A 459-nucleotide genomic window follows, 5' to 3' on the forward strand; every position below is an offset into this window, starting at 1 on the left:
CTCTACAAGACTCAAGCTTGCCAGTTTCGAATGCAGTTCCCAGGTTGAGCCCGGGGATTTTACATCCGACTGAACAAACCGCCTGCGTGCGCTTTACGCCCAGTAATTCCGATTATCGCTTGCACCCTCCGTATTACCGCGGCTGCTGGCACGGTGTTAGCCGGCGCTCCTTCTGCGAGTAACGTCAATCGCTAAGGGTATTAACCTTAACGCCTTCCTCCTCCCTGAAAGTACTTTACAACCCGAAGGCCTTCTTCATACACGCGGCATGGCTGCATTAGGCTTGCGCCCCTCGTGCAATCTTCCCCACTGCTGTCTCCCGTAGGAGTCTGGACCGTGTCTCCGTTCCAGTGTTGCTTGTCATCCTCTCAGACCAGCTAGGCATCGTCGCCTAGGTGTGCCATTACTCCACCTATTAGCTAATTCCATCTCGCTTCATCTGATGGCCAGAGGCCCGAA

General features: G+C 54.5%; 1 rRNA gene. It reads right to left on the reverse strand.

The window, feature by feature from the left end:
- Positions 1-459, reverse strand: a 16S ribosomal RNA gene (locus HX778_RS24960); the annotation flags it as partial.

It is taken from the genome of Cedecea sp. P7760, assembly GCF_013386425.1.
Taxonomy (GTDB): domain Bacteria; phylum Pseudomonadota; class Gammaproteobacteria; order Enterobacterales; family Enterobacteriaceae; genus Cedecea; species Cedecea selenatireducens.